The sequence below is a fragment of the Bradyrhizobium sp. YR681 genome, assembly GCF_000282615.1.
GTDB lineage: Bacteria > Pseudomonadota > Alphaproteobacteria > Rhizobiales > Xanthobacteraceae > Bradyrhizobium.
Map to the genome: position 1 here is coordinate 1 of NZ_AKIY01000247.1, position 24,480 is coordinate 24,480.

Here is a 24,480-nt window from a genome sequence, read left to right on the forward strand (position 1 = left end):
AGTGTTTAGCCCGGAGACATGACTTACAGGTGTTCGGGGACATGGTTGACACATCAAAATCGGCTCGATTCGTCAAACAAGGGGGCGAACGATGCCGTGGCGAGAGGTGTCAGTCATGGATCAACGGCGAGAGTTTGTGATGCTTGCCAAGCAGGAGGGAGTGAACCTGCGGCAGCTGTGCCGGCAGTTCGGCATCAGCGCCCCGACTGGCTACAAGTGGATCCAGCGGTACGATGCAGGCGATACGGCGTTGGCGGACCGGTCGCGACGACCTCATCACAGCCCGAAGCGTACAGCTGCTGCGACCGAGCAGCAGATCGTCGAGTTGCGCGATGCTCACCCGGCTTGGGGAGCGCGCAAACTCGCGCATCGTCTGAAGCGCAACCGGCAAGCCATTCCGGCGATATCGACCGTGCACGAGATTCTACGACGTTACGATCGGGTGAAGGAGCCTGCGGGCACGCCTGGACAGCCGTATACGCGCTTCGAGAGGGATACGCCCAATCAGCTTTGGCAAATGGACTTCAAGGGACACAGTGCGCTGGAGAACGGCGTGTCTTGTCATCCACTGACGACGCTTGATGATCACTCGCGCTTTGCCTTGTGCTTGGCAGCCTGTGACAACGAACGAGGCTCGACGGTACGAGGCCATCTCGAGACGACGTTCCGCCGTTACGGACTGCCGGATGCGATGTTCGTCGACAATGGCGGCCCCTGGGGCTTCACCCTTGAAGACCCCTGGACCACGCTGACGGTGTGGCTTCTCAAGCTCGGCATCCGCACGATTCACAGCCGGCCCTATCATCCCCAGAGCCGAGGCAAGAATGAACGGTTCCACCGCAGCCTGAAAGCCGAGGTTCTCGCCTTCAAGCGCTATCGGGACCTTGCTGATGCCCAGCGGGCGTTCGACCAATGGCGAGCCGTCTACAATCTCGATCGACCGCACGAGGCATTGGGCTTCGATGTGCCCGCAAGCCGTTATCGGCCGAGCCAGCGCCCCATGCCGGATCGCCTTCCAACCGTGGAGTACGACGAGGGCGAGATCGTCCGTTCCGTCTCTACCACCAAGGCCTATGTCAGCTTCAAGGGACAGCTCTGGAAAGTCCCGCAAGCCTTCCGTGCCGAGAGGCTCGCCATTCGCCAGCTCAGCGCTGACGGAAAGTTCGGAATATTCTTTGCCGCCCATCAGATCGGAACGATCGATTTGCGTAACCCCAAAAGTGTCAACCATGTCCCCGAACAGGTGTAAGCTATGTGTCCGGGCTGAACAGCAGCGAAGCAATCCAGACTGCGACCCACGGAAAGATTCTGGATTGCTTCGCTGCGCTCGCAATGACGGGGATGGGCCATAGGCCCTCATCAGCCCTTGTAGCCCGGATGGAGCGAAGCGTAATCCGGGGCCGCAGCGTCCGCGAGAAAAGAATCCCGGATTGCGCTACGCTCCATCCGGGCTACGGCCTCACGTCAGCACCTTCACCCCGCCGAACGATGTCACCCGCCCCTGCTTCAGCATTACGATCTGCGTCGCCAGCTGCCGCAACTCCGCGACGTCGTGGCTGACATAGACCATGGGGACATTGGCCTCGTCCCGCAGCCGCACCAGATAGGGCAAAATCTCCAGCTTGCGGCCTTCGTCGAGCGCACCGAGCGGTTCGTCGAGCAGCAGCAGCCGCGGTTTTGACAGCAGCGCGCGGCCGAGCGCGACGCGCTGGCGCTCGCCGCCGGAGAGTTTTCCGGGGCGGCGATCCAGCAGCGCGCCGATGTCGAGCAGGTCGACGATGCGCTTGTGCTGGGCCGGATCGGGCGCGAGTCCATTCATCCGCCGTCCGTAGTCGAGGTTCTGCGCGACATTGAGATGCGGAAACAGCCGCGCATCCTGAAAGACATAGCCGATGCGGCGGCGCCAGGTCGGCACATGAATGCCGGCCGCGGTGTCGTCCACGGTCTCGCCGTCGATCACGATGGTGCCGCGGTCGGGCCGCAACAGCCCTGCGATCATATTCACCAGCGAGCTCTTGCCGGCGCCCGAGGCGCCGAACAGGCCGATGACGCGGCCTTCGCTGCTGAAGGACGCGGACAGCGAGAACTCGCCGAGCTGCTTTTCGATGTCGACGCGCAGCATGGTCAGTTCCCGTGCAGGCGTTGCGTGGCGCGGCGGGCGAACCATTCGGCTGATATCAGCGCGCCCAGCGCCAGAATGACCGAGACGATCACGAGCCGGCCCGCAGCGGCATCACCGTCGGGCGTCTGGATCAGCGAATAGATCGCCGACGAAATCGTCTGGGTCTCGCCGGGAATGTTGGAGACAAACGTAATGGTCGCGCCGAACTCGCCGATCGCCTTGGCAAAACCGAGCACCATGCCGGCGAGCACGCCGGGCAGCGCCAGCGGCAGCGTCACCGTGAAGAACACTTTCCAGGGAGCGGCGCCAAGCGTTTCGGCCGCCTGCTCGAGCCTGCGGTCGATCGCCTCGATCGACAGCCGCATCGGCCGCACCAGCAGCGGAAACGACATGATCCCGCAGGCGAGCGCAGCACCGGTCCAGCGGAATGAGAAGACGATGCCGAGATACTCGGCCAAAAATCCACCGACGAGTCCCTTGCGGCCGAAGGTCAGGAGCAGGAGATAGCCGGTGACAACAGGCGGCAAGACCAGCGGCAGATGCACGACGGCATCGAGCACCGACTTGCCCCAGAAATCACGCCGCGCGAGCAGCCATGCCAGCGCAATGCCGAACGGCGTTGCGACCAGCGTGGCGATGACGGCGACCCTGAGCGAGAGCAGGATCGCCGTCCATTCGGCGGGAGAGATGTCGAACATCAAGTCGTAGGTATCAGGTCGCAGAAATCAGGTCGTCGGGCTGACCAGGAACTTGAAGCCGTACTTTTCCAGGATGGTCTTGGCCGCGGTCGAGCGCAGAAAGGCGAGATAGTCATTCGTTTCCGGCTTCGCGGTCGTGGTCGCGGCGACCGGATAGATGATCGCGGGGTGCGACTCCGCCGGGAAGGTGCCGACGATCTTCACGCCCGGCTCGACCTTGGCGTCGGTGGAATAGACGATGCCGAGATTGGCCTCGCCGCGCGCCACCAGCGTCAGCGCCGCGCGCACGCTCTCGGCCATCGCGAATTTCGGCTCCGCGGCAGTCCAGGCGCCAAGCTTCTCCAGCGCTGCCTTGGCATATTTGCCGACCGGCACCGACTTGACGTCGCCGGTCGCGATCTTGCCGTCGCCGGCGAGCTTTGCGAGATCGAACCCTTGCGCGATCGTGACATTGTCGATCCTGGAATCCTTCGGCGCGATCAGCACGATGCTGTTGCCGAGCAGATTGACCCTGGAAGGCTCGTTGATGGTCTTTTTGGAGATGGCGTAGTCCATCCAGTCGGTGTCGGCGGAGACGAACACGTCGGCCGGCGCGCCCTGCTCAATCTGCTTGGCGAGCACCGAGCTCGCGGCATAGGAGACGCTGAACTTGACGCCGGTCTTGGCGGTGTAGGCGGCGTCGACCTCGTCGAGCGCGTTCTTCATCGAGGCTGCCGCGAACACGGTGATGGTCTTGTCCTGCGCGGCGGCAGGCGAAAGGGCCGCGCCTGCGAAGAGGATGAAAGCGGTGAAAAGTCCGGCGATACGAATCATGGGGTGCGCTCCGTGCGAACTCGCGCACAAAAGCGCGCGCAAATCCGGCGTTGGGTGGTTGGGCCGCGACGGGCGGAAGCGCTGTTCCACAGGGCCTTGCGACGGCTTACGGCCGGCAGGGATATCGCTGGCATCGAAGATAGCAGGCCGGGGCCTCAGGTCAAAGGCGACTGTTTGTCTGACCTATGGCGCCGGCAGGATCGCAATCGAGAGCGAATTGTCCCGGGCGCCGCTGACCTGGACCACGAAGGGCTGGGCCGACAGCTGGTATTTCATGGTCTTGCGGATGCCGTCGCAATCGGTGGCGCCGCTGAAGGCCACGGGCTTGAGGACATGCCCGTCCTGGACCACGTCGACCCAGGCCCCGCTGGACAGGCTGACCGTGTAGAGGCCTGCCTTAGGCACCGCCTTGATGCTGGTGAAGCCGGCAAAGCTGCCGTCCTTCGGCGCCCGCTCCGGCGGCGTCGGCAGTTTTGCGTCCGCGGGGGCAACCAGTCCAAGCGTGATGGCCGATGCGGGCAGGGCGGCCTGCTCGGCCCCCGAAGCGAGCTTGGCACGGTCCGGCGCGGTGAGCGCCGCGCGCTCGCGCTCGATCGGCCATTTGAACTTGTCGCACCCGCTCGGCTCTTCGGCAGCCAGAGCAGAGGTCGCGCCAAGCGTGAGCGCAGCGAGGAAGGTGAGGACGCGCATGTCAAATCTCATCGTTGGCCACGCAAAAGCTGCGGGCTTGCGGTCAGGCTTGTTGGAGAACGGGATGCGCATCCCGGAATGCCGCGGGCTTACGGCACGGCGGCAGGGCCATCCTAGCGCATTTGGGTAGCGCGAACCAACCAACTCGTCGTTATCCCGGGCTCGCTTCGCGCCCCGGGACGACAGCGGTGGGTGAGGCGGCAGCGTACGTTACGGCTTCGCGTCGCCCGCATGCAGCACCACCTTGCAGGCGGCCGGCATCTGCGCCAGCGTCATCGGCGGTTTTGGCTTGGGCGGCTCCGGCGGGGGCTTGGGGTGCAGCACGCCGTCGCTGAACCAGTAGGCGAGATCGGCTGGCTTGCAGCCTTCGTCTTCCGACTGCGACGGCTGGCCTTCGCATTCGCTCGCGCCCGCCGGGCAGTGCATGCGGATGTGGAAGTGATAGTCGTGGCCCCACCACGGCCTGATCTTCGACAGCCAGGCGCGGTCGCCCTTGGCCTCGCGGCACAGCGCTTTCTTGATCGCGGCATTGACGAAGATGCGCTGCACCGCCGGCTCGCGCGCCGCATCGCGCAGCACCAGCACGTGGGCAGGCGTGAACACCTTCGGATCGATGTCGAGCCGGTCCGGCCGCACCATCATCACGGCCGACATTTCCTCGCGCTCCTCGCGCGAGAGCCGGTGGTCCGGCATCGGCGTCAGCCAGATGTCGGCATCGAGCCCGACCTGGTGGCTGGCATGGCCCGACAGCGCCGGCCCGCCGCGCGGCTGGCCGATGTCGCCGACCAGAATGCCCGGCCAGCCCGCGTCCTTGTGCGCCCTGGCGGCAAGGCGCTTGATCAGCGCGATCATGTCGGGGTGGCCGTAATTGCGGTTACGCGACAGCCGCATCACCTGCCAATTGTCGCCGTTGAGCGGCATCTGCATGGCGCCGCCGATGCAGCCCCTGGTGTAGGAGCCGATCACATGCGCCGGCCCCGTCGAGGGCAGCAGCTTTCGCGCAAAAAACTCGCGGGCGCCGACCGTGGGATCGTTCGGATTGGCGATCGGCGGCAGCGGTTTGGGCGTCACGCTGCCCTTGTCCTGGGCCAGCGCGCCGCCGGCGGCCAGGACTTTTATGACGACGAGCGTCATGACGAGCAGGAGAGGGGCGAGGCGGCGGGGACTCATGCTGACATCCTTATACCCCAACCCCACGCCGATGCCGCACAGGATCTTCGCCCATCGCGAGCCCGGTTCTCGGTCGATCTGAACCGGAATGTTTCCAGATCATCACAAAGTCGTATGCCGGCGGGCCGTTCTTTAACGACGCGATAACCGTATCCTGCATTGACCAAAATTCGTGCGCGACGTGAGGAATACCCGCAGGCCGCATGCAATTGCGCGCGATCGCGGAAATGATTCACGCGAGCGCGCAATTTTGCGCCAGCGTTTCCGTCCGATCGCGACGGGCGGGCCGGTTTGGTGCGTACACCCGCGATATCGCGCCTTGCAAACAGGCAAAAGGCCGGACGCAGCAGCGTCGTGGCGCCTGTGGCCGGATCGCCGGGCCGGCCAAGATTACTTTTTTTTCAGACACTTGCCCCAAGACTTGCCTCAAGGCTTGCGGCCGCAAGTGCGACTGGGACATGTGACGTTGAGTTTGGGGTCTCGAAAACAGGGAAAGCGAAAGCGCAAATTGCTTGCCGGCCAAGGGCCGCGCAAGCCGCGATTCGCGCGCGCGCCGCACCGGCCCGTCGAGCACGACGAACTCGTGCAGAGCCGTGCGGAAACCGAGGCGGCCATCACGGAAGCGCGCAAATCGCATGAGCGGCTGCGCCAGGCCGTCGACCTGCTGCCGCAGGGCATCGTGATTCTCGACCCCGAGGGCCGCTACGTTCTCTGGAACAAGCAATATGCGGAGATCTACAGCAAGACGGCCGATCTGTTCGCGGAAGGCGCGCGCCTCGAAGACACGCTCCGCGTCGGTGTCGCCCGCGGCGACTATCCGGAAGCCATGGGCCACGAGGACGAATGGATCGCCCAGCGGCTGAAGAAGCTCTATGAGCCCGGCAAGCGCCACGAGCAGACGCTGTCGGACGGCCGCGTCATCCTGATCGAGGAACGCCGTACCGACGACGGCGGCGTCGTCGGCCTGCGCGTCGACATCACCGAATTGAAGCAGCGCGAGGCCTCGTTCCGCCTGCTGTTCGACGGCAATCCCGTTCCCATGATCGTCTGTGCGCTGGACGACGAGCGTATCCTCGGCGTCAACGATGCCGCGATCGCCCATTACGGCTACAGTCGCGCCGAGTTCGAGAAACTGACGATCCGCGCCCTGCAGGCCTTCGACAGCGAGCCGCCCTGGACCGTCGACCTCTCCGGCGAGGAGCAGGCCGGGCGCACCTGGAAGCACGTCAAGGCCGACGGCGCGCTGATCGACCTTGCGATCTATTCCCGCGAGCTGACCTATGCCGAGCGGCCGGCGGTGCTGCTGGCGCTGATGGACATCACCGAGCGCAAGCGCGCCGAGGCCCGGCTCGCCTTCATGGCCCAGCATGACGGGCTCACCGGCCTGCCCAATCGCAACCTGCTGCGCCAGCAGGTCGACGAGATGCTCTCGCATACGCGGCGCAGCTCCGACAAGGTCGCGCTGCTGATGCTGGGGCTGGACAATTTCAAGGCGGTCAACGACACGCTGGGGCACACGGTCGGCGACAAGCTGCTGCGCGGCGTCGCCAAGCGGCTGCGCTCGACCTTGCGCGAGGACGACGCGCTGGCGCGGTTGAACTCGGATGAGTTCGCCATCGTCCAGAGCGGTCTGACGCGGCCTGAAGACGCGGTGCTGCTCGCAAAACGCCTGCTGGAAGCCATTTCCGACCCGTATCTGCTCGACGGCCATTCCGTGGTGATCGGCGCCTCCATCGGCATCGCGATGGCGCCGGGCGACGGCGATGATTCCGAAAAGCTGCTCAAGAGCGCCGACATGGCGCTGTCGCGCGCCAAGCTGGACGCCCGCGGCACGTTTGCGTTTTTCGAGGCCGCGCTCGATGCCAAGGCACAGAGCCGCCGCAAGATCGAGGTCGAGCTGCGCGACGCGATCCAGAACGACGTGCTGCGTCCCTATTACCAGCCGCTGGTCGATCTCCAGAGCGGCCGCATCACCGGCTTCGAGGCGCTGGTGCGCTGGCCGCATGCCGAGCGCGGCATGGTCTCGCCGGCCGAATTCATTCCGGTCGCCGAGGAAACCGGCCTGATCAATCCGCTCGGCGGCCTGATGCTGCGCCGCGCCTGCCTGGACGCTGCGACCTGGCCGGACGACGTCCGCGTCGCCGTCAATTTGTCGCCGCTCCAGTTCCGCAGCGGCAATCTGCTCTCGGTGGTGACGGACGCGCTGAAGCAGTCCGGTCTGCCGGCGCGGCGGCTCGAGCTCGAGATCACCGAGACGCTGCTCCTGGAGAAGAGCGCGCAGGTGCTGGCGACGCTGCATGCCTTGCGCGCGCTCGGCGTGCGCATCTCGATGGACGATTTCGGCACCGGCTATTCCAGCCTCAGCTATTTGCGCAGCTTCCCGTTCGACAAGATCAAGATCGACCAGTCCTTCGTGCGCGATCTCGGGGCCAACCGCGAGGCCCAGGCGATCATTCGCTCCATCGTCAGCCTCGGCAAAGGCCTCGGCGTCACCATCACCGCCGAAGGCGTCGAGACCGAAGCCGAGCTGAGCTGCCTCCGCGCCGAAGGCTGCGACGAGGGCCAGGGTTTTCTGTTCAGCAAGGCCCGTCCCAACGTCGAGATCATCAGCCTGCTCGCCGCGCAGCGCGGCATCGATGGCGGCGACGACGAAGCCGCCGCGCTGGTGGCGTGAGCGGATCCTGACGTAAGGGACGCGCCGCTCTCTCGGTTAACCTCTCCCGCTTGCGGGAGAGGTCGCGCCGAAGGCGCGGGTGAGGGCTCTCTCCACGCTGGGATTCCCACCGCGGAGACACCCTCTCCCCAACCCTCCCCCGCAAGCGGGGGGGGGAGCGCAGCACCGTTGCGGCTGTCATCATCCCCCCGCCAGGATCGCCTTGCCCACATCCTCGTAATGCGTGTCGCGCGCCTGGATCTGCTGCGCGATTGCGTGCATGTCGCGAAATCGCCGCTCGAACGGGTTGCTGCGGAACACCGCGGTCGCGCCGGCCATGTGATAGGCGGTGTCGACCACCTTGGCCGATTGATGGATGGTCCAGGTCGCGGCGAGCCTGACGGCGCTGCGATGCGCCGCGCTGAATTCACCGGTCGCGGACAGCTCCCGCCACATCGCATGCGCCGTCGCATAGAGATAGGCGCGCGCGGCGCGCAAATCTCCCTCGGTGCGGCCGATCAGGCCCTGGACCGCCTGGTTGTCGCGCATGGTGCCGGCCGCCAGCGACTGATGTTTTCCGCGCGCCAGCGCAATGGCCGCATCCAGCGTAGCGCGCGCGACGCCGAGCGAGACCGCGGCAAAGCCGAGGCTGTAGGTCGAGCCGGTGCCGATCCTGTAGAGCGGCCCCGTCTCGCGCAATGCAGACGGCACGTCACGAAACGCCGTGAAACGCTCGGGGACGAAGAGGTCGGCAACCTCATACGAATCCGTGCCGGTGCCGGCGAGCCCGATCGCCTGCCACACGTCGTGCAGCACGGCGCTTGCGGCCGGAAACAGGAGGGTGCGTACCTCCGCCGCGCCATCTGCATTTCTGCGCGGCACACCGTCCGCGCCGACGATACGAACATGCGCGCCCAGCCAGCTCGCCTGCCGCGAGCCCGAGGCAAAATCCCAGCGCGCCGTGACGCGGTAACCGCCGTCCACCGCCCGCGCCTCATGCGCGATCGCACCCCAGGCGAGGATGCCTTGCGCCGTGTTGAAGATCTCGTGCGCGGTATCGTGGTCGAGCCAGGCCGCGATCATCGCGCAGACGCTGCATTGGCCAAGGCACCAGGCGGTGGAAGCATCCGCCTTCGCGATCTCCTCCAGCATCTGCATGAAATGTTCCGGCGCAGCTTCAGTACCGCCGAGGCTTTGCGGCAGCAGCGCGCGATAAAGCCCGTTCTCGCGCAGCGCGGAAACGACGGCCGGGGTCAGCCGCCGCGTGCGCTCGATCTCGTCAGCCTCGCCCGCGATCAGCGGCGCGATGGCCCGCGCCCGTTCGACGAGGCCAACCCCGGGAACTGCGTTCATGCGCGTTTCCTCGCCCATTCTTGGTGTGAGCGGTGAGAGGCGCGATGGTGGTCTATTTGGTGAGGAGGATCAAGATCACATCCCGGTGCCTGCCCTGCGGGCCACGATCTTAAATCTCTCGATCTCCCGTAGCCCGGATGGAGCGAAGCGAAATCCGGGGCCGCTGGAACCGGCGGCGACCAACCCGGATTGCGCTTCGCTTCATTCGGGCTGCGGACTATAGCAGCCGCTCCATGATGATCGTGCGTTCGTCACCGTGATAGCTGTCGCGCACGGCATTGAACCCGAGCCTTGCGTAGAAAGTCTCGGCGGTCACCGACGACGGGACCGTCAACGCGGCCATGCTCCGCTCGCGCGCCGTGCGCTCGATCTCGGCCATCAGCAGCCTGCCGATTCCCTTTCCCTGAACATCGGGAGCCACGAAGACCGTGCGGACCACGCTTCCGTCAAGGCTCGCCGTTCCCACGACGCGGCTTCCGAACGTGGCGACGAAGACGGTGCGTTTCCCGATCAGCGCCCGCACGGCGTCCGGGCTGAAGCTGCGCTCGACCCTCGCGATGATCCCGTCCGTATAGTCCTTCGCATTGGTCTCACGCAGCGCGCGCAGGATGACTAAGCTGATGTCGCCTGCGTCATCTTCGAGCGCGGGCCGGATCGTGTAGTCCATGGACCGCTCCGCTGTTTAATGTTACCGCTTGTAGCATGTTCGCAGGACCCCGTCCAAGAGGCACCCCATGACGAAGCCGGTCCGCCGCAACGCGCGCCCCGCCACGACCGCCACCCGCGCCGGGGCGAGCGTGCCAGAGCTCGCGGATGCGTCCATGAGCGATGTCATCGATGCCCTGGCCCATGGGCAGGTCACCGCCACGGCGCTCACCAGAGCCTATCTCGCGCGCGTCGAGGCCTATGACCGCAATGGGCACATGCTCAACGCTGTGCGCGCGCTCAATCCCGATGCACTGGAGATCGCGGGCAAGCTCGACGGCACCAGGCCATCGGCCAGGCGGCCGCTGGCCGGCGTGCCGATCCTGCTGAAGGACAACATCGCCACCGGCGACAAGCAGCCGACCACGGCGGGCTCGCTGGCGCTGGAGGGCGCGCGCGCCAAAGGCGACGCCACCATCGTCAAGCTGCTGCGCAAGGCCGGCGCGGTGATCCTCGGCAAGGCGAACCTGACGGAGTTTGCCAACATCCTCGCGATCGAGATGCCCTCGGGCTATTCGTCGCTGGGCGGGCAGGTAAAAAACCCCTATGCACCGACGTTGATGGACGAGCACGGCAGTCCGGTCGTCACTCCCGGCGGGTCGAGTTCGGGTTCGGCTGTCGCCGTGGCATCAGGTCTCTGCGCGGCCGCGATCGGCACCGAGACCTCGGGCTCGCTGCTGTTTCCTGCCAGTCAGAATGGCCTCGTCACCGTCAAGCCGACGGTCGGGCTGATCAGCCGGGCCGGCATTTTGCCGATCGCGCACAGCCAGGACACCGCGGGACCGATGACGCGCACCGTGCGCGACGCGGCACTGCTCCTCAACGTGCTGGCCGCCAGTGACCCGCGCGATCCCGCCACGGAGCGGCAGAAGCGCCCTGCCGATTACACCGCTGGCCTCACGCGCGATGCGATGAAGGGCGCGCGCATCGGCGTGCCGAGCGATCCCGCCGATCCCCTCAACGATCCCTATTACGGCAAGCTGCCGCCGGCATCGGCGAAGGTGATGGCGGATGCGATCAAGGTGCTGGAGGACCTCGGCGCCGTCATCGTGCGCGCGGCTATGCCGGCGGCCGGTTGGATCGGCGGGCCGGGCACTGGCATGCCCGTGCTCAACCGCAATCCGCTGAGCCCCAACAAGGGCAATCCGGCGGGGGCGCCGATCGTCTTCCTCTACGAGCTGAAATACGGTCTCAATCTCTATCTGAAGGACTGGGCGACCGGCACCGGCATCAAGACCTTCGCCGACATCGTCGCCTTCAACGAGGCCAACGCGGAGAAGGCGCTGCGTTACGGTCAGGACCTGTTCCTCGCCGCCAACGCGACCCGGGGCGACCTTAGCGAGCGCGAATACAAATCGGCGCGCGCCATGGACCTGCTCGCCGCCAGGACACGCGGGATGGACGCCTACATGAACGGGCACAGCCTGGATGCGGTGCTGTTTCCGGGCAGCGGAGGCTGTGTGATGCCGGCGAAGGCGGGCTATCCCAGCGTCTCGGTGCCCGGCGGCTTCGTGTCCGGTGTTCGCGACAAGGAGACGCCCGATCATCCGTTCGGCGTCACCTTCGCTGGGGCCGCCTGGAGCGAGCACAAGCTGCTGCGCCTGGCCTACGCCTACGAGCAGGCGTCGAACATGCGCAAGCCGCCGCCCGGTTTGGCGGCGCTCTAAAGCGCGATGGAATTTGATTGGGTCGAAACGCGTGCCTGGAATTCGAATCACCTCTCCCGTAGGGAGAGGTGAACCGCAGCTCGACCGAGCCTGGTCCCATCACACCGGAGAATTCATCCGTTCGGCACCCACCACCCGAAGATCGCAACGACGAGGCACGCCGCCAGGCACACGGCCTGATGGCCCATTTCCATCCAGTACTGCACCGGTGCGGTGTCCCTCTGGAAAACCTGCCGCGACCAGTCCAGCAGCCAGATCACGAGATCGGGACTGAACGCCCTGATTTCCCGCCTGGAATAGCCATCCCGCAGCATGCGGATGCAATCGACGCAGAGATAGACCGCGACGATTCGAGCGACGATCTCACTGAGGAAAAATTGCATCCGCAGACCCGTTTCGTCCGTATCGCGCATCCAAGGGCGGGATACGGCGGTAATTGCATTGGCGCGACCTGGTTTGGTGTCGCCGGGTTTATGGCGGGTTCAATCCGGGCGGCGCTGCTCTTCGAGCCATTCCGCATCGCGGTGGCGAGTCTCAATCTCTTCGTCTACGATCCCGCCGTGCCATTTGCGGAGACGAAGGAATGCAGACGATCGGCCTGATTGGAGGCATGAGCTGGGAGAGCACCGCGCTTTATTACAAGCTCATCAACGAGCGCGTCCGCGATCGCATGGGCAAGCTGCATTCGGCCCCGCTGCTGATGTACTCCTACGACTTTCAGGCGATCAAGGAGATGCAATATGCCGGCCGCTGGGACGAGGCTGCGGCGAGCCTTGCGGACGTCGCGCGGCGTCTTGAAAATGCCGGCGCGCGTGCGATCGTGCTGTGCACCAACACGATGCACAAGCTGGCGCCCGAGATCGCGGCGAATGTCACGATTCCCTTCATTCACATCGGCGATGCGACCGCAGAGCGCATTCGCTCCAAAGGTTACCGGCGGGTCGGGCTGCTCGGCACCAAATTCACGATGGAGGAGGATTTCTACATCGACCGGCTCCGCGCGCACGACCTCGACGTCCTCGTCCCTCCCGCAGACGCGCGGGCCGACGTGAACCGCATCATCTACGACGAGCTCTGCCTCGGCAACGTCACCGCGCTCTCGCGCCGCCGCTATCAGGACGTGATGGCCGCGCTCGTCGCCGCCGGCGCCGAGTGCATCATCCTCGGCTGCACCGAGATCACGATGCTGGTCGGTGCGGGCGATACGTCGGTCGAGACGTTCGACACGACGGCGATTCACGCCGAGACGGCGGCCGATTTCGCGATCGGGTGATGGTGGTCTGACTGGACATGAGAGCGTGATGGGGGCGAGACGAGTTGAGCCAGTAGCTGACGCTCCTTCCGTTCCCTCCCCCCTTGTGGGGGAGGGGCAATCGCATGTGGCGCGCTCAGTTTGGCTGCATCGGCAGTGAGCTCCCTCCCCCGCGTGCGGGGGAGGGTTGGGGTGAGGGCTGTCTCCGCAATGGGGGCGTCGAGAATTGCGGAGGGAATCCCCAAGGGGTGAGAGCCCTCACCCGCCGCGCGCGGGACGATGCCTCGCATCGCCCGGGGCGCGTCGGCCTCTCCCGCAAGCGGGAGAGGCGGAGCAAGCCCGCGATCCCCGTTAAATCCCTATGCGATAGCCCTGCCCGCAAGGGGGAGGGAACGCACCTTCGTCGAGGCGTCAGGCGAGGTTCATGTCATCAGGCTTTGGACGTCCTGCATCGGGAGCAGCTCAAGCGTCGCAGCCGACTTCTCCAGCAACCGCGCCTGTGCCGTCCGCCGCGGATCGTTCCGGTAATTTTGAAAGTCCGCTTCGGACGCAAAGCTGACGATGTGCATCTCGACGGTGCCATCCGGATTGCGAAGACGCCGCTCCAGACATCCGTTGAACTCTGGCAGCAGCGGCAGGACGGCGTCTTCGTAGGCGCGAAAATCCGCGACACCTTCTGGAGGTATTCGGGCGATGAGCGCAAACGTGACGGGGTTGGTTCGATGGGACATCACCGCAATTCTAGCTCGTGGCACCCATTAAGTCGCGGCAGTATTTTCGGGCCAGGGTAGTCGCATGGCTTGGTTGCTGCGCCGTTGACCCCGCCCGCATTGAACCTGTCCGGCCTCCGGGAGCACCAAAGGCGCGTACGTCCTGAGCCGCCCCCACGAAGGAACGCGCGATGAAGGCCCTGAAAGCATCGATCCGTGTTGCGGTCGCCGCGCTCGCGCTCAGCCTGTCGCTCGGCACGCCATCCCGTGCGGAACAGGATGAAGCGGGCACCCTCGCGCAGCAGATGAAAGAACTTTACCGCGCCGGTAAATACATCGAAGCATTGCCATTGGCCCAGAAGTCGCTGGCCCTTCGCGAGAAGGAGTTCGGCTCTGACGACGCCAACGTCGCGATGCCGCTGAATGATCTCGGCACGATCCACTACAATCTGGGCCAGTTCGCCGTTGCCGAGCCGCTGTACAAGCGCGCACTGGCCATCCGGGAGAAGACGCTCGGTCCGGATCACCCGGAAGTCGCAATGGTGCTGAACAATCTGGGCGATCTCTACCGCGCCGAGGAGCGTTACGCGGAAGCCGAACCGCTGCTCAAGCGGTCGATCGCCGTCAGCGAGAAAACGCTCGGTCCCGATGATCCCTCGATCGTGCTGGCGTTGTGCAACCTCGGCGCCGTCTACAGCAATCAGGGGCGGTACGAGCAGGCCGAGCCGCTGTTCAAGAGGGGGCTCGCCGTTCTCGAAAAAGCGCACGGCCCCGACGATCCCGAAGCCACGGTGCTGATGAGCAACCTCGCCGATGCCTACATCCATCGGCATCGCTACGCCGATGCCGAGCGGCTGCTCAAGCGGTCGATGGCGGTGACCGAGAAGGCGTTCGGGCCCGATCATCCCGACGTCGCGCAGGCGCTGAACAATCTGGCCGCGCTCTACGCGCGTCAGGGCCGGAACGCCGAGGCCGAGCGGCTGTTCAAGCGATCGGTGGCCACCATGGAAAAGACGCTCGGTCCGAACCATCCGGATCTGGCCGATGTCCTGGAGAACCTTGCCGATCTCTACAAGGAGGAAGGTCGCCTGGCCGATGCCCAGCAGGTGCTCAAGCGGGCGGCGGCCATTCGCGGGAAGACACGGGCGAGCTGAAGATGCCGGCCAAGTCGTCCGACACGCTTGCTGCTGTCAGGGTTGTCGCGGATCAAATCGGGGGCTTGTCATGAGGCCGCCCGCGAGGCTGCTCGGACTCGTTGTCGCCCTGTCGTGTCTCGGATTGTCGGTGGCGTCGGCGGCCGGCGCTCCATCGAAAGATATCTGGAAGGGCGCCTGGCGATTCGAGGTCGACCGCCAGGATCGGCCATGGCTCGGCTTCTACGACACCAGCGGCAAGACCGTCTTTCGCATCGGCTGCGGGACGCATTTCGAGCTGGATGCGGTCTATCCGGGGCAAGCGCCGCCGCAAGACCACACCGCGGCCGCGATCACGATTGCCGACGGCAAGACGCAGATGGATTTCGCCGGCTTCACCCACGCCGCTCCCGGCTCCTTCCCGCCTGATACCTCGATGTTCAACCAGCCGGATCTCGGCGATCCCGAGCTCGCCGAAGACAAATGGCGCGCGCTGCAAAGCCGCGTCCTAGACCTGCTGGACTCCCGGCAGCCCCTGACGATCGCGGCCGAAGGCAAAAGCTACCTGCTGCCGCCGGTTAGGGCACCGCACTGGCGGGCGCGCTTCCGGAAAATCTGCTGATGCGATGACAGCGCTTCGAGTTCGTGAGCAGTTCGTAGGACCGGTCGAGCGAAGCGAGACCCATCAAGCTTCATCCTCACAATTGGATCGAGCTAACAAGAATACCCGATATGCCGGCGCCCCGAGGGCGATGGGGTTTCCCAAGAGCGTGGTCGCTAGTGGGTGACCAACAGACATCTTGACGGCACTTTTTTGTGCTTTCAGCGCTTTGACGGCTCGACCTTGTCGGCACGGACTGGTCTCGATCGTCCTTGGATGGACACATCCCGGACGTGCCGTGGATGGACCCTACCCACCTAAGCGATGCCGCCGTCAAAATCGTAACTGGAGCAATGCCCATGAGGATCACTGTCGAAGCCACCGTCGCAGCCCCGATCGACCAGGTCTGGCGCGCCTACACGACGCCCGCGGACATCGTGAAGTGGAATGCCGCGTCCGACGACTGGCATACGACCAAGGCTACGGCCGACCTGCGAGAAGGCGGCGTCTTCTCGTCTCGCATGGAAGCCAAGGACGGCAGCATAGGCTTTGACTTCGCCGGCACCTACACGACCATCGTCGAGCACAAGCTGATCGAATATGCGTTCGGCGATCGAAAGGCCGAGATCGAGTTCGTGCCCGGCCCCAAGGGCGTTGTCGTCCGCATCGTCTTCGATAGCGAACCCACGCACTCGGTCGAGCAGCAGCAAGGCGGCTGGCAGGCAATCCTCGACAACTTCGCACGATACGTGGAGGCGAAGCAGAGTAAGTTGTGATTGATCAACGGTCGGAGTAGGTGACGGATGCCTGCATCACACACGCTGCGATGATGCCACCATACCCCTGTTTTGCCCGACGGGTCAAATGGATTTCGTAAAATCCAAAAAGCGCAATGCCGCCAATGGGGCGGCTACTGTGCATGGGGTTGTTTTCGCAGTTCTTGCTTGCCGGTCATGGCGATCGGCTCGTGCCGGGCGTCGCCTCAGCTATCCACCTTCAGCGCGGCAATGAAGGCTTCCTGCGGGATGTCGACCTTGCCGAACTGCCGCATCTTCTTCTTGCCTTCCTTCTGCTTCTCCAGAAGTTTTCGCTTACGCGTGATGTCGCCGCCGTAGCATTTTGCGGTGACGTCCTTGCGCAGGGCGCGGACGGTTTCGCGGGCGATCACCTTGCCGCCGATCGCCGCCTGGATCGGGATCTGGAACATGTGCGGCGGGATCAGCTCCTTCATCTTTTCGACCATGGCGCGGCCGCGGCCTTCGGCGCGGGTGCGGTGGACCAGCATCGAGAGCGCATCGACCGGCTCGGCGTTGACCAGGATCTGCATCTTGACGAGGTCGGCCGGCTTGTAGTCGGTCAGATGATAGTCGAACGAGGCGTAGCCCTTGGAGACCGACTTGAGGCGGTCATAGAAGTCGAACACGACCTCGTTGAGCGGCAGGTCGTATTTCACCATGGCGCGGGCGCCGACGTAAGTCAGCTCCTTCTGCGAGCCGCGGCGGTCCTGGCACAGTTTCAGCACGCTGCCGAGATATTCGTCGGGGGTGAGGATCGTCGCCTCGATCCAGGGCTCCTGGATCTCCGCGATCTTGACCACGTCGGGCATGTCGACGGGATTGTGGATCTCGAGCTCGGTGCCGTCGGTCAGCTTCATCTTGTAGATGACGCTCGGCGCGGTCGCGATCAGGTTCAGGTCGAACTCGCGCGACAGCCGCTCCTGGATGATCTCCAGATGCAGCAGGCCGAGGAAGCCGCAGCGGAAGCCGAAGCCGAGTGCGGCCGAGGTTTCCATCTCGAAGGAGAAGCTGGCGTCGTTGAGCCGCAGCTTGCCCATCGCGGCGCGCAGCGTCTCGAAGTCGTCGGCATCGACCGGGAACAGGCCGCAGAACACCACGGGGATCGCCGGCTTGAAGCCCGGCAGCATCTCGGTGACGGGCTTCCTGTCGTCGGTGATGGTGTCGCCGACGCGGGTGTCGGCGACTTCCTTGATCGCGGCGGTGATGAAGCCGATCTCGCCGGGGCCGAGCTCGTCGACCTGAGTCATCTTCGGCGTGAAGAAGCCGACGCGCTCGATGTCGTAGGCTGCACCCGTGCCCATCATGCGGACGCGGCTGCCCTTCTTCATGACGCCGTCGACGACGCGGATCAGCACGACGACGCCGAGATAGACGTCGTACCAGCTGTCGACCAGCAGCGCCTTCAAGGTCGCGTCGCGATCGCCCTTCGGCGGCGGCAGGCGGGTGACGATGGCTTCGAGCACATCGGGAATGCCAAGGCCGGTCTTGGCCGAGATCATCACCGCGTCGGAGGCGTCGATGCCGATGACGTCCTCGATCTGCTGCTTGACCTTCTCGGGCTCGGCGGCGGGAAGATCGACCTTGTTCAGGACCGGCACGATCTCGTGATTGTTGTCGAGCGCCTGGTAGACGTTGGCGAGCGTCTGCGCTTCCACGCCCTGGCTGGCGTCGACCACCAGCAGGGAACCTTCGCAGGCCGCCAGCGACCGCGAGACTTCGTAGGCGAAGTCGACATGGCCGGGCGTGTCCATCAGGTTGAAGATGTAATCCTTGCCGTCCTTGGCGCGGTAGGCGAGGCGCACCGTCTGCGCCTTGATGGTGATACCGCGCTCGCGCTCGATATCCATGGAATCGAGCACCTGCTCCTTGCCCGCCATTTCGCGGTCGGTGAGGCCGCCGGTCATCTGGATCAGGCGGTCGGCCAGCGTCGATTTGCCATGGTCGATATGGGCGACGATGGAGAAATTGCGGATGTTGGAAATGGGGACGGTCGTCATGGGCGCGGGATACCACTCACATCCCCGTGCGGCAACCATATTGCTGTATTTTCAGGGCCTTTCTTCACGCCAAGCTGATTCCACGACGGGCCAAAACGCGCTACGCAACGGCCCATGTCCAGGCTGATGTCGACCACCTCGATCCCCTCCGCCCGACCGCGCGTCAAAGCCCGGGTGAGCTTTGACCGCTTCCGGGCCTGGCTGGTTGCCAGCACGACCCGCCCCGAGGCGCGCCCGTGGCTGGTGATCCAGCTCGCGATCCTGCATGCCGTGATCTGGACCTTCATCCTGATCAATCTCAAGGCAGCGCAGGACGTTCACATGGACGTCGCGGAAGCCTGGGGCTGGGGCCAGAAATTCCTGTGGGGCTACGGCAAGCACCCGCCGCTGTCGGGCTGGGTCGCCGGCCTCTGGTTCAGGCTGTTCCCGGCGACGGACTGGGCGACCTATGCGCTGGCGATGGCGACCGTCGGCGTCGGCATGGTGATCTGCTGGCTATTGGCCCTGCGCGTCGTGGATGCGCGGCGCGCGTTCCTGGTCGTGGTGATGGTCGCGCTCTACCCGATCTTCAATTTCAAGGGTTTCAAGTACAATCCCGACCTGCTCCAGCTCGTCACGCTGCCGCTGCTGGTGCTTGCCTATCTCAACGCCTTCGAGAAGCGCAGCTGGCAATCCGGCATCTGGTTCGGGCTCGCCGGCGCGCTGGCGTTGATGACCAAATACTGGGTGCTCACCATGATCGGCGCCATCGGCTTGGCCGCGCTGATCCATCCCGAGCGGATGCGCTTCCTGCTGTCGCCGGCGCCGTGGGTGGCGATCGTGACGATGCTGGTCGCGATGATCCCGCACATCGTCTGGCTTGCGGGCGTGCATTTCGTGCCGCTGACCTATGCCGGCGATACCTACAGCCTCGAGGATGCCGGCCTCGTGCATCAGCTCGTCGCCGGCTATGCCCTGCATAATGTCGCGCTGCTGGCGCTGCCGGTTGCGCTGGCCGCGCTCGCGATGGCGCTGGTGCCGCCGTGGCGCTCGCTGCTGCTGCGCGCGCCATCGCGCATCGTCACGCGCGCCTGGGCGCGCGGCGGCAATTCAGGCGTCGATGTTTCACAGGCGCGCAACGTCTGGATCATCCAGATCATCGTTGCGGTCGGCCCGCCGCTCGGCGCGCTCGCCTTCAGCATCTACATGAAGACCGATTGGGGCATCTCGCTGTTCTTCCTGGTGCCGCTCGCGCTGGTCGCGATCCCCGCGCTGCGGGTGCAGAGTGCCGTGCTGTTCAACATCACCGCGATCTGGCTGGTGCTCAGCCTCGCCACGCTCGCCGCCTCGCCCTGGATCGCCGCGCGCGAGATGGCCGCCAATGCCGGCAACGCACAGATTTATGGCGCACGCTCGGAGCTCGCCCGCGAATTGACCCAGACCTGGCGCACCCGCTTCGGCTCGCGCTGGGCCGTCGTCGCAGGCACCATGGAGCAGATCCAGCCGCTGGTGTTCTACAGCCCGGATCATCCGTCCGCGCTGCTGCCGCTGGAGGCCTGGGATTCCGGCCTGACCTCGCGCGATGACGTGAAGACGTACGGCTTCATCGGCGTGTTCGATCCGACCGACGGTCGCCTGCCGGCGTTCGAGAAATGGGTGTCGGAGACTGCGCCGGATGCCGAGCGCATCGTGATGACGACGCGCCGCTTCGTTCACGGCAAGGCCGGCCCGGCGATGAGCTGGAACATCTACATCGCAGGCCCGGCGAAGTGATTGAGGTGCCGCAAGTCTCGTAGGGTGGGCAAAGCGGAGCGTGCCCACCACATCCGTTGTGATTGTCGAGAGATGGTGGGCACGGCGCGATGCGCCTTTGCCCACCCTACGGCAGTGAGCGCGTGGCTCAGATCCCTTCCTCGTTGAACTTGCTCTCAACGAGTTCGGTGATCGCAGCCAGCGCTGCTTCCGCCTCAGCCCCGGCGGCCGCGACCGTGATCGTCGTGCCTGGTCCTGCCGCGAGCATCATCAGGCCCATGATCGAGGTGCCGCCGACGGTCTCGCCGCCGCGCGTCACCCACACCTGCGCGTTGAAGCGCTCGACCGCCTGGACGAACTTCGCCGAGGCCCGCGCATGTAGGCCGCGCTTGTTGATGATCAGGAGCTCCTTGGAGATCGCGCCCGCGGGCACGCCCGTCCCGGCTTGCGGCGCGTCGTCGCTCATTTGCCGGCGAGCACGCGGCTGGCGATGGTGACGTATTTGCGGCCGGCTTCCTGCGCCATCGCGATCGCGTCGGGCAGCGGACGCTCCTCACGCACCTTGGCGAGCTTCACCAGCATGGGCAGGTTGATGCCCGCCAGCACTTCGACCTTCGGCCGGCTCATGCAGGATATTGCAAGGTTCGACGGCGTGCCGCCGAACATGTCGGTGAGGATCGCAACGCCGTCGCCGGAATCGACGCGGTTAACCGCCTCGATGATGTCGCTTCGGCACAGATCGGAATCATCTTCGGCGCCGATCGTGATCGCTTCGATTTGCTTTTGTGGGCCCATGACATGCTCAAGCGCTGCCTTGAATTCGTCGGCAAGGCGCCCGTGGGTCACAAGTACTAGACCAATCATCGGAAAAACTCCTCGCGGGCGCTTTTGGTGCACCGCACGAACGCGCCACTTTGACCATCCAGAGCCCCCGCGCAAGAGGGGATGTTGCGTATCTCCCTGAATCTAGACGGATGGATGAGGGGAGCTGCGCCGGTCTATTCGGTCGCGATAGTGGGGCTCATATGGTTACCATTTCCCTTCAAACAATCGCCTGAAGGGTTAACGGAAGATGAACTCTTGGTAGTGGTCAAGGCCGCGACAACCAAAGGGAGGGGCGAATAGTCGCGGCCAACCGGGATTCGCGGTATTTCGACACCTAAAATGCTGGTTTTCAGGGATTCGGCCGGCGGTAGCCGTTCCGCGTCCGCCGCGTCCAGATCGACCACGAGGCCGACGGTCGCATGCTCCACGAAGTCGCAGCGGCGGATTCCGAGGCCCCGGATCTCGATCAGGCCGGCCAGCACGGGCGCCGGGCGGACCTCAATTTCATCGCCGAGTGTCGCCAGATGGACACGGTCATCACCGACCAGAACGGCCGTTTCGACCACGCCTGCGCGCCCCGCCATGATCAAATCGAAGGCAAGGCGCGACTTGCCCGAGCCCGAGGGGCCGCGGATCAGCACTGCCAGATTGCCGACCTTGACCGCGGAGGCGTGTACGCTGGGTCCGCCGTCGTTCAAGCTGGCTTCGTTCGAGCCGCCTTGGCTCATAGCGCCGGCAGCCTCACCACGAAGCGCGCGCCTGAGACCGTCGGGACGCCTTCGTCATCAGGCGGGCCTGCGCGGTTCTCGGCCCAGATGCGGCCGCCATGGGCCTCGACGATCTGCTTGGAGATCGACAGGCCGAGCCCCGAATTCTGGCCAAAGCCCTGGTGCGGACGGTCGGTGTAGAAGCGCTCGAAGATGCGATCCAGCGCGTCGTCGCGGATGCCGGGACCGTCGTCGTCGACCACGATCTCGATTTCTCCGCGCGCGCGGCGGCACACGAGGCGCACCTTGCTGCCGGGTTCGGAGAAGGATTGCGCGTTGGAGAGCAGGTTGGAGACCACCTGTCCCAGCCGCGAATCGTGGCCGGTCACGGCGAAATTGTCGGTCGCCCCGCGCCCCTCGAAGCGCGCCTCGACCGCGACGTCGTGGCCGAGCTTGGTCTCGTTGGCGACCGAGACCAGCGTGCCCAGCAACCGGCGCAGGTCGACCGGGACCGCATCCTGCCGCTGCAACTCGGCGTCGAGCCGGCTGGCGTCGGAGATGTCGGAGATCAGGCGGTCGAGCCGCTTGACGTCGTGCTCGATCACCTCGAGCAGGCGTGCGCGGCTGTTCTCGTTGCGCGCCAGCGGCAGGGTCTCGACCGCGGAGCGCAGCGAGGTCAGCGGGTTCTTCAGCTCGTGGGCGACGTCGGCGGCGAACATCTCGATCGCCTCGATGCGGCTGTAGAGCGCATTGGTCATGTCGCGCAGCGCGCCGGACAGATGCCCGATCTCGTCGCGCCGGCGGGTGAAATCGGGGATCTCGACGCGGGTCTTGATGCGGCGGCGGACGCGCTCGGCGCTGTCGGCGAGCCGGCGCACGGGACCTGCGATCGTGCTCGCAAGCAGCAGCGACAGCATGATCATGACGGCGGCAGCGACGCCGCCGACTTTCAGGATGGCGAGGCGCTCGGCCGTCACCATCTGGTCGATTTCGTCGCCCTGGGTGGACAGCATCAGCGCGCCGTGGATGGCGCGCGAGCGCAGCACGGGGACCGCGACCGAGACGATCACCTCGCCGCGCGGATTGACCCGCACCATCGAGCGCTTCTGCCCCTGGAGCGCATCGCCGACTTCCGCATAGCCATTGCCGTTCTCGCGCCCGAGCTCGCGATAGAGCGGCAGGTCGCCGCGGTTCAGCCAGGTGCGGACCGCCACCATGCCGCGTTCGGCGAGGCCCGGCTTCTGCGACGGTGGGGGCAGGGGGAAGCTCAGCACATTGTCGAGGTCACGGCTGTCGAGCAGCAGCGTCCCGTTGGGATCGAATATCCGCGCGCGGGTCTTGGTCGGCGAGATCAGCGTGCGCAGCACCGGCGCCACGCGCTCGGGATTGATGGGGAAATCGAGCGAATCGTCGGTCCCGCCGTAGCTGTCGCCGGTCTTGAGGTCGAGCAGGCGGTCGGGGTCGATGGTGATGGCGTTGGTCTGCACGGTCGCGGAGGCCGCGATCGCGCCGGCGATGATCTCGGCCTGCACCAAGAGGCTCTGCGCGCGCGCGTCGATCAGGCCGGCGCGGAATTGCGACAGATACAGGATGCTCGCCACCAGCGCGACGAGGCCGGCGAGGTTGAGCGAGACGATGCGGCGGGTCAGGCTCGAGAAGGACAGCGCGAAGAAGAACTGCCCGGCGCGCTTCAGCCAGTTCAGCGGCCGCCAGCCCTGCTTGGCTGGCTTGTCCTCATGATCCGACCCGCCGCGAGAGGCATGGTCCTCGGCGTTCGAACTCGAATCAGGCTGCGTTCGGTCAAGCAATGCTTACGCCCGCGTTAGGACAGCTCGTGCGACGGCCCCCGCATCCTAGAGCATGATCCGGAAAAGTGTGCAGCGGTTTTCCGAAAAGATCATGCTCGGACAATAACCTGAAGAGCCATCCCGGTCCCGATGGAATCAGAACCGGCGCAGCGCTCTGCCTTTGTGAAGGCGCCTCGCGCCTCAGGCTTCCTTGAAGCGATAGCCGACGCCGTAGAGCGTCTCGATCATCTCGAACTCGTTGTCGACCACCTTGAACTTCTTGCGCAGCCGCTTGATGTGGCTGTCGATGGTGCGGTCGTCGACATAGACCTGGTCGTCATAGGCGGCGTCCATCAGCGCGTTGCGGCTCTTCACCACGCCGGGCCGGGTCGCGAGCGCCTGGAGGATCAGGAATTCGGTGACGGTCAGCGTCACCGGCTCGTTCTTCCAGGTGCAGGTATGGCGTTCCGGGTCCATGCGCAGAAGTCCGCGGTCGAGCGCCTTGGCGTCGTTCTCCTTCGGCGTGACGGTCGGGTCCTTCGGCGCCGAGCGGCGCAGCACGGCCTTGACGCGTTCGACCAGCAGGCGCTGCGAGAACGGTTTGCGGATGAAATCGTCGGCGCCCATCTTGAGGCCGAACAGCTCGTCGATCTCTTCGTCCTTGGAGGTCAGGAAGATCACCGGCAGGTCGGATTTCTGCCGCAGGCGGCGCAGCGTCTCCATGCCGTCCATGCGCGGCATCTTGATGTCGAGGATGGCAAGATCGGGCTGGGTGGTGCGGAAACCGTCGAGCGCGGAGGCGCCGTCGGTGTAGGTCATGATGCGGTAGCCTTCGGCTTCCAGCGCGATCGAGACGGATGTGAGAATGTTGCGGTCGTCGTCGACCAAAGCGATTGTGGGCATGAGCCTCTGCTTTCTGCTTTCCGTTTGGGTCGTGGCTTAAACGGCGAGCAATCCACTGATGCGCCGCATACATGGGTGCCGAATTGGCGTTCGAACCTTGTCACCGAGCAATGCAAGCTGGGCTGAAGTGTGACCAAGTTCCACGAAACACGGCAGATTTGCCGCA

General features: G+C 65.1%; 23 protein-coding genes. 9 read left to right on the plus strand and 14 right to left on the minus strand.

The features are described from left to right. The first annotated feature begins 91 nt into the window (after positions 1-91). On the plus strand, positions 92-1,249 hold the full coding sequence (locus tag PMI42_RS26450; RefSeq protein ID WP_081502950.1) for an IS481 family transposase: 1,158 nt from the start codon (positions 92-94) through the stop codon (positions 1,247-1,249). A gap of 210 nt (positions 1,250-1,459) precedes the next feature. On the opposite strand, the gene modC is transcribed toward PMI42_RS26450, so the two are convergent. From modC to mepA, 5 genes are all read right to left on the minus strand, one after another. Next, the gene (gene modC / locus PMI42_RS26455; protein WP_008139813.1) at positions 1,460-2,122 is read right to left on the minus strand and encodes a molybdenum ABC transporter ATP-binding protein; all 663 of its coding nucleotides are present in this window, start codon (positions 2,120-2,122) and stop codon (positions 1,460-1,462) included. A gap of 2 nt (positions 2,123-2,124) precedes the next feature. Next, positions 2,125-2,820 carry a molybdate ABC transporter permease subunit gene (gene modB / locus PMI42_RS26460; protein WP_008139815.1) on the minus strand — a complete coding sequence of 232 codons (696 nt, stop codon included), beginning with the start codon at positions 2,818-2,820 and terminating at the stop codon, positions 2,125-2,127. Between the two features lie 27 nt (positions 2,821-2,847). Next, a complete protein-coding gene (gene modA, locus PMI42_RS26465) occupies positions 2,848-3,633 on the minus strand; it encodes a molybdate ABC transporter substrate-binding protein (RefSeq protein ID WP_008139817.1) in 786 nt (261 codons plus the stop codon). A 183-nt stretch (positions 3,634-3,816) separates the two neighbouring features. Further along, the gene (locus tag PMI42_RS26470) at positions 3,817-4,323 is read right to left on the minus strand and encodes a hypothetical protein (protein WP_008139819.1); all 507 of its coding nucleotides are present in this window, start codon (positions 4,321-4,323) and stop codon (positions 3,817-3,819) included. Positions 4,324-4,533: 210 nt separating this feature from the next. Beyond that, positions 4,534-5,493, minus strand: coding sequence for a penicillin-insensitive murein endopeptidase (gene mepA / locus PMI42_RS26475; RefSeq protein WP_008139822.1), 960 nt, complete (start codon positions 5,491-5,493; stop codon positions 4,534-4,536). A gap of 508 nt (positions 5,494-6,001) precedes the next feature. On the opposite strand from mepA, the gene PMI42_RS26480 reads away from it, so the two are divergent. Next, on the plus strand, positions 6,002-8,167 hold the full coding sequence (locus PMI42_RS26480; RefSeq protein WP_035966702.1) for a putative bifunctional diguanylate cyclase/phosphodiesterase: 2,166 nt from the start codon (positions 6,002-6,004) through the stop codon (positions 8,165-8,167). A gap of 180 nt (positions 8,168-8,347) precedes the next feature. Here the strand turns inward: PMI42_RS26480 and PMI42_RS26485 are convergent, their stop codons facing one another. Then, complete coding sequence (locus tag PMI42_RS26485; protein WP_008139824.1) at positions 8,348-9,499, minus strand: acyl-CoA dehydrogenase family protein; 1,152 nt, start codon at positions 9,497-9,499, stop codon at positions 8,348-8,350. A 217-nt stretch (positions 9,500-9,716) separates the two neighbouring features. Next, positions 9,717-10,166, minus strand: a complete 450-nt coding sequence (locus tag PMI42_RS26490; RefSeq protein WP_008139825.1) for a GNAT family N-acetyltransferase — start codon at positions 10,164-10,166, stop codon at positions 9,717-9,719. 67 nt (positions 10,167-10,233) lie between these two features. On the opposite strand from PMI42_RS26490, the gene PMI42_RS26495 reads away from it, so the two are divergent. The 3 genes from PMI42_RS26495 to PMI42_RS26505 all read left to right on the plus strand — a co-directional run bounded on the left by PMI42_RS26495 (position 10,234) and on the right by PMI42_RS26505 (position 13,144). Further along, entirely contained in the window at positions 10,234-11,871 is a 1,638-nt protein-coding gene (locus PMI42_RS26495; protein ID WP_008139826.1) for an amidase family protein, read from the plus strand. Positions 11,872-11,939: 68 nt separating this feature from the next. Continuing rightward, the gene (locus PMI42_RS40285; RefSeq protein WP_210160935.1) at positions 11,940-12,473 is read left to right on the plus strand and encodes a hypothetical protein; all 534 of its coding nucleotides are present in this window, start codon (positions 11,940-11,942) and stop codon (positions 12,471-12,473) included. Beyond that, positions 12,455-13,144 carry an aspartate/glutamate racemase family protein gene (locus PMI42_RS26505; protein WP_008139828.1) on the plus strand — a complete coding sequence of 230 codons (690 nt, stop codon included), beginning with the start codon at positions 12,455-12,457 and terminating at the stop codon, positions 13,142-13,144. The genes PMI42_RS40285 and PMI42_RS26505 overlap by 19 nt, the downstream gene beginning before the upstream one ends. A gap of 401 nt (positions 13,145-13,545) precedes the next feature. Here PMI42_RS26505 and PMI42_RS26510 read toward each other — a convergent pair whose 3' ends face one another. Beyond that, a complete protein-coding gene (locus PMI42_RS26510; RefSeq protein ID WP_035966704.1) occupies positions 13,546-13,854 on the minus strand; it encodes an antibiotic biosynthesis monooxygenase family protein in 309 nt (102 codons plus the stop codon). A gap of 170 nt (positions 13,855-14,024) precedes the next feature. Between PMI42_RS26510 and PMI42_RS26515 the strand changes: the two genes are divergently transcribed. From PMI42_RS26515 to PMI42_RS26525, 3 genes are all read left to right on the plus strand, one after another. Further along, entirely contained in the window at positions 14,025-14,987 is a 963-nt protein-coding gene (locus PMI42_RS26515; RefSeq protein ID WP_008139830.1) for a tetratricopeptide repeat protein, read from the plus strand. 70 nt (positions 14,988-15,057) lie between these two features. Further along, entirely contained in the window at positions 15,058-15,588 is a 531-nt protein-coding gene (locus tag PMI42_RS26520; protein ID WP_008139831.1) for a hypothetical protein, read from the plus strand. Positions 15,589-15,926: 338 nt separating this feature from the next. Then, complete coding sequence (locus PMI42_RS26525) at positions 15,927-16,343, plus strand: SRPBCC family protein (protein ID WP_008139832.1); 417 nt, start codon at positions 15,927-15,929, stop codon at positions 16,341-16,343. Between the two features lie 206 nt (positions 16,344-16,549). Here PMI42_RS26525 and lepA read toward each other — a convergent pair whose 3' ends face one another. Beyond that, entirely contained in the window at positions 16,550-18,361 is a 1,812-nt protein-coding gene (gene lepA, locus PMI42_RS26530) for a translation elongation factor 4 (protein ID WP_008139833.1), read from the minus strand. A 126-nt stretch (positions 18,362-18,487) separates the two neighbouring features. On the opposite strand from lepA, the gene PMI42_RS26535 reads away from it, so the two are divergent. Beyond that, entirely contained in the window at positions 18,488-20,113 is a 1,626-nt protein-coding gene (locus tag PMI42_RS26535) for a glycosyltransferase family 39 protein (RefSeq protein WP_035966721.1), read from the plus strand. A gap of 127 nt (positions 20,114-20,240) precedes the next feature. Here PMI42_RS26535 and PMI42_RS26540 read toward each other — a convergent pair whose 3' ends face one another. The 5 genes from PMI42_RS26540 to PMI42_RS26560 all read right to left on the minus strand — a co-directional run bounded on the left by PMI42_RS26540 (position 20,241) and on the right by PMI42_RS26560 (position 24,314). Next, a complete protein-coding gene (locus PMI42_RS26540) occupies positions 20,241-20,558 on the minus strand; it encodes an HPr family phosphocarrier protein (RefSeq protein WP_008139838.1) in 318 nt (105 codons plus the stop codon). Continuing rightward, positions 20,555-20,956 carry a PTS sugar transporter subunit IIA gene (locus tag PMI42_RS26545; protein WP_007597752.1) on the minus strand — a complete coding sequence of 134 codons (402 nt, stop codon included), beginning with the start codon at positions 20,954-20,956 and terminating at the stop codon, positions 20,555-20,557. The genes PMI42_RS26540 and PMI42_RS26545 overlap by 4 nt, the downstream gene beginning before the upstream one ends. 134 nt (positions 20,957-21,090) lie before the next feature. Then, a complete protein-coding gene (locus PMI42_RS26550; protein WP_035966723.1) occupies positions 21,091-21,615 on the minus strand; it encodes an HPr kinase/phosphorylase in 525 nt (174 codons plus the stop codon). Positions 21,616-21,641: 26 nt separating this feature from the next. After that, complete coding sequence (locus tag PMI42_RS26555; protein WP_008139848.1) at positions 21,642-23,432, minus strand: sensor histidine kinase; 1,791 nt, start codon at positions 23,430-23,432, stop codon at positions 21,642-21,644. A 180-nt stretch (positions 23,433-23,612) separates the two neighbouring features. Further along, a complete protein-coding gene (locus PMI42_RS26560; protein WP_007597749.1) occupies positions 23,613-24,314 on the minus strand; it encodes a response regulator transcription factor in 702 nt (233 codons plus the stop codon). Between the last annotated feature and the right edge of the window lie 166 nt (positions 24,315-24,480).

Bases quoted from the DNA above. Each gene is read 5' to 3' on its own strand.
- PMI42_RS26450 (WP_081502950.1), top strand. From the start codon at position 92: ATGCCGTGGCGAGAGGTGTCAGTCATGGATCAACGGCGAGAGTTTGTG.
- modC (WP_008139813.1), bottom strand. From the start codon at position 2,122: ATGCTGCGCGTCGACATCGAAAAGCAGCTCGGCGAGTTCTCGCTGTCC.
- modB (WP_008139815.1), bottom strand. From the start codon at position 2,820: ATGTTCGACATCTCTCCCGCCGAATGGACGGCGATCCTGCTCTCGCTC.
- modA (WP_008139817.1), bottom strand. From the start codon at position 3,633: ATGATTCGTATCGCCGGACTTTTCACCGCTTTCATCCTCTTCGCAGGC.
- PMI42_RS26470 (WP_008139819.1), bottom strand. From the start codon at position 4,323: ATGCGCGTCCTCACCTTCCTCGCTGCGCTCACGCTTGGCGCGACCTCT.
- mepA (WP_008139822.1), bottom strand. From the start codon at position 5,493: ATGAGTCCCCGCCGCCTCGCCCCTCTCCTGCTCGTCATGACGCTCGTC.
- PMI42_RS26485 (WP_008139824.1), bottom strand. From the start codon at position 9,499: ATGAACGCAGTTCCCGGGGTTGGCCTCGTCGAACGGGCGCGGGCCATC.
- PMI42_RS26490 (WP_008139825.1), bottom strand. From the start codon at position 10,166: ATGGACTACACGATCCGGCCCGCGCTCGAAGATGACGCAGGCGACATC.
- PMI42_RS26495 (WP_008139826.1), top strand. From the start codon at position 10,234: ATGACGAAGCCGGTCCGCCGCAACGCGCGCCCCGCCACGACCGCCACC.
- PMI42_RS26505 (WP_008139828.1), top strand. From the start codon at position 12,455: ATGCAGACGATCGGCCTGATTGGAGGCATGAGCTGGGAGAGCACCGCG.
- PMI42_RS26510 (WP_035966704.1), bottom strand. From the start codon at position 13,854: ATGTCCCATCGAACCAACCCCGTCACGTTTGCGCTCATCGCCCGAATA.
- PMI42_RS26515 (WP_008139830.1), top strand. From the start codon at position 14,025: ATGAAGGCCCTGAAAGCATCGATCCGTGTTGCGGTCGCCGCGCTCGCG.
- PMI42_RS26520 (WP_008139831.1), top strand. From the start codon at position 15,058: ATGAGGCCGCCCGCGAGGCTGCTCGGACTCGTTGTCGCCCTGTCGTGT.
- PMI42_RS26525 (WP_008139832.1), top strand. From the start codon at position 15,927: ATGAGGATCACTGTCGAAGCCACCGTCGCAGCCCCGATCGACCAGGTC.
- lepA (WP_008139833.1), bottom strand. From the start codon at position 18,361: ATGACGACCGTCCCCATTTCCAACATCCGCAATTTCTCCATCGTCGCC.
- PMI42_RS26535 (WP_035966721.1), top strand. From the start codon at position 18,488: ATGTCGACCACCTCGATCCCCTCCGCCCGACCGCGCGTCAAAGCCCGG.
- PMI42_RS26540 (WP_008139838.1), bottom strand. From the start codon at position 20,558: ATGAGCGACGACGCGCCGCAAGCCGGGACGGGCGTGCCCGCGGGCGCG.
- PMI42_RS26545 (WP_007597752.1), bottom strand. From the start codon at position 20,956: ATGATTGGTCTAGTACTTGTGACCCACGGGCGCCTTGCCGACGAATTC.
- PMI42_RS26560 (WP_007597749.1), bottom strand. From the start codon at position 24,314: ATGCCCACAATCGCTTTGGTCGACGACGACCGCAACATTCTCACATCC.